A 3,725-nucleotide genomic window follows, 5' to 3' on the forward strand; every position below is an offset into this window, starting at 1 on the left:
CCGATGGCGTCGCGGCCTTCGGCGAGGATCTGCCACAGCTGTTCCGGGGTGGACACGCCGCCGGGCAGCCGGCAGCCCATACCCACGATCGCGATTGGCTCGTCCGACACCACCGTCGCCGAGACCGGCCGGTCACTCGTGGCCGTCCCGCCCACCAGCTGGTCCAGCAGGTGACCGGCCAGGGCGATTGGTGTCGGGTAGTCGTAGACGAGCGCACCAGACAGCCGCAGCCCGGTTACCTGGTTGATGCGGTTGCGCAACTCGACCGCGGCGAGCGAGTCGAATCCGGCATCCTTGAAGGTGCCATGTTCCGGCATGGTCGCCGCGGACTCGTGACCGAGGACCGCGGCCGCCTCCGCACGGACCAGCGCCAGCAGATACGCCCGGCGTTCGTCGTGGGCGGCCATCCCGGCGAGCCGGGCGGCCAGGGATCGGGCGGCCGGGGCGGTGGCGCCGGCCGCCCGGCGGCGAGCCACCCGGAACAGCCCGCGCAGCATCGCCGGGACCGGTGAGGTCCCCGGCCAGACGCCGCTGCCGTCCAGGCGGGCCGGCACCAGCGCCGCCGCGTCGGTGGCGAGCGCTGCACCGAACAGCGCCACGCCCAAGTCCGCGTCGACCGGCAGCACACCCGTGCGTGCCCATCGAGCACGGTCGGCGTCGCCGAGGTGTGCCGCCATCCCGCCGTCCGGACTCCACAGCCCCCACGCCAGCGAGGTGGCCGGCAGGCCGGCGGCCCACCGCTGCTGGGCGAGGGCGTCCAGGAACGCGTTCGCCGACGCGTAACCGGCCTGCCCGGCGCTGCCCAGCGTCGCAGCGATCGAGGAGAACAGGACGAAGGCGGTGAGATCACGGTCCCGGGTGGCCTCGTGCAGGTGCCAGGCACCGGCGGCCTTCGGCCCCCACACATCGCCCAGCCCGCCGGCATCCAGGCCGGAGACGACACCGTCGTGCAGCACACCGGCGGTGTGCACCACGGCGCGCAGGTCGACGATGCCGGACAGCAGGCCGTCCACCGCAGCGCGGTCCGCCATATCACAGACGGCCGTCGTGACCTCGGCGCCCGCGTCGGTGAGCTCCCGGCACAGTTGCGGCATGCCGGGAGCGTCACCGCCGCGCCGGGAGGCGAGCACCAGACGTCGTACGCCCGCCGTGGTGACCAGGTGACGGGCGAAGACCCGGGCCAGGTCACCGGTCGCTCCGGTGATCAGGACGGTGCCGTCGCTCCAGGACGGCGTGGACCGCGGCGCCACCTCGCGGCGGGTCAGGCGGGGGACGGCGAACGACCCGTCGCGGATCGCGATCTGCGGTTCGCCGGTGCGAGCGGCCGCCGTCAGCTGTGCCTCGGTCGTCGTTGGGTCGGCATCGACCAGCACGATGCGGTCCGGGTGCTCGGTCTGGGCGGTGCGGATCAGGCCCCACACCGCCGCGGCGCCCAGATCCGGCACGTCGCCGTCCCGAGCGGCCACCGCACCGGAGGTCACCAGCACCAGGCGCGAGCCGGCAGCCGTGTCGTCGGCCAGCCACCGCTGGACGACGGCCAGCACGGCCGCGACCGCGTCGGCCGCCTCGGTTGCGTCCCGGCCGCCGTCGACCCGGTGTGTCACGACCGTCGTGGGTGCCGTGCTGCCGGAGGTCTCCAGCGGCACCCAGCACACCTCGTACAACGACGTCGCCGGTTCGGCCGGTGCCTCGATCTGGCTTACCGTGACGCTCTCGGCGACAAGGACCGGCTCGCCGCCGGCATCCACGGCGATGAGTGCCAGCGAGTCCGGGCCCAGCCGGGACGCGCGTACCCGCAGCAGCGTCGCGTGGGAACCGATTAGCGACAGACCCGCCCAGTGCACGGCCGGCCGGCTGTCACCGTGCAGCCGCACCGCCTGGTCGAGCAGCGCGGGGTGTACCCCGTACCCGTGTTCGGTGTCCTCGGCCAGTGCGATCTCGGCGAAGATGTCGTCGCCGCGGCGCCAGGCCGCGACAACCCCGGCGTCACTCCCGGCGAGCGGCATCGGTTCGGCCGCCGCGGGTGGCCAGAAAACCTCATCCGGTACGACCGGAGTGGCGTCGTCGAGAGTGCCGTGTGCGTTGCGTGCCCAGGCCACGTCGATGCCGTCCCGGGTGGCCCGTGAGTGCACCGTGACGCGGCGCCCACCGGTCCCGTCCGCGGCGCCGACCGTCACCTGCACCTGCAGCGCGCCGTCCCCGGGCACGGCGAGCGGCGCGTCCACGTCCAGCTCTCGGATCCGTGGGCAGCCGAGTTCGTGGCCCGCCTGTAGCACCAGTTCCGCCAGTGTCGAGGTCGGCGGCTGCGGGTCGCGGGCGGCGCTGAGGGCCCCGGAGTAGACGGTGCTGTTCGACTCGGCGTGCACGCTGACCGCTGTCAGGATCGGATGCGAGACGGTGCCGGCGTCCTGGCGGCGAGGCGTGTCGATCAGCCAGTACCGGTTGCGTTGGAAGGGGTAGGTGGGTGCTTGGGGTAGGTGGTTGGTGGGGTTGGTGGGGTGGTTGGTGTGGCCGGTGGTCCAGGTGTGGGCGAGGAGGGTGGTGATGTTGGTGCCGTTGGTGCGGTGGCTGGTGTGGAGGGCGGTGGCGTTGGGGAGGGTTTCGCGGGTGAGGGTGGTGAGGGTGTTGTGGGGTCCGATTTCGAGGAAGGTGGTGACGCCTTGGTCGGCGAGGTAGGTGAGGGTGTTGTGCCATTGGACGGTGTTGCGTGCTTGTTGGGCCCAGTAGTGGGGGGTGTGGTTGGCGGGTTGTGCGGTGAGGTTGGAGATGACGGGGATGGTGGGTGGTTGGTGGGTGAGGGTGGTGGCGGTGGTGGTGAGGTCGTTGAGGATGGGGTCGAGGTGGTTGGAGTGGAAGGCGTGGCTGACGGTGAGGAGTCGTGATGGTGCGGGGATGTTGTGCAGGGTGGTGTGGATGTGTTCGGCGGTGCCGGTGATGGTGATGTGGTTGGCGGTGTTGATGGCGGCGATGGTGACGTCGCCGGTGAGGTGTGGTGTGGCGTGTTCGGGTGTGGTTTGGACGGTGGCCATGGCGCCGGTGGGGGGGAGGTTTTGCATGAGGTTGGCGCGGGTGGTGACGAGTTTGGCGGCGTCGGGGAGGGTGAGGGTGCCGGCGAGGTGGGCGGCGGTGATTTCGCCGATGGAGTGTCCGGCGAGGTAGTCGGGGGTGAGGCCGAGGGTGTGGTAGAGGGCGACTTCGTAGGCGAAGAGGGCGGGTTGGGTGTAGCGGGTTTGGTGGATTTGGTCGGTGTTCATGATGGTGCGTAGTTCGGGGTCGAGGTGGGTGAGGACTTCGTTGAAGTGGTGGGCGAAGGTGGGGTTGGTGGCGGCGAGTTGGAGGCCCATGCCGGGGTGTTGGGCGCCTTGGCCGGTGAAGAGGATGGCGAGTTTCCCGCCGGTGGTGCCGGTGGTGTAGTGGTTGTTGCGGAGTTCGGTGGGGGTGGCGGTGGCGCGGTGGGGGAAGGTGGTGCGGGTGGCGAGTTGTCCGGCGAGTCCGGTGGCTGGGTGGTGTTGCAGGTAGTTGGCGAGGTTGGCGGCGTAGGCGTGGAGGGCTGTTTCGGTTTTGGCGCTGAATGCCAGGATCTCCGGCTCGGGTGAGTGCTCGGTCGGTTCGGCGGATTCCGGTTCGATGGGCTCGGCGGTGGGGGTGTTGGTGTTGGTGGTGGGTGGTTCTTCGAGGATGAGGTGGGCGTTGGTGCCGCTGATGCCGAAGGAGGAGATGCCGGC

The 3,725-nt window shown here is 71.1% G+C and carries 1 protein-coding gene; it reads right to left on the reverse strand.

Annotation, left to right across the window (positions count from 1 at the left end; genetic code table 11):
• Window positions 1–3,725 (reverse strand): type I polyketide synthase (locus tag ABT297_RS42740; protein ID WP_350559861.1); only part of this gene is annotated, 3,725 nt, incomplete at both ends.

The sequence above is a fragment of the Dactylosporangium sp. NPDC000555 genome (assembly GCF_040300025.1).
Lineage (GTDB): Bacteria > Actinomycetota > Actinomycetes > Mycobacteriales > Micromonosporaceae > Dactylosporangium.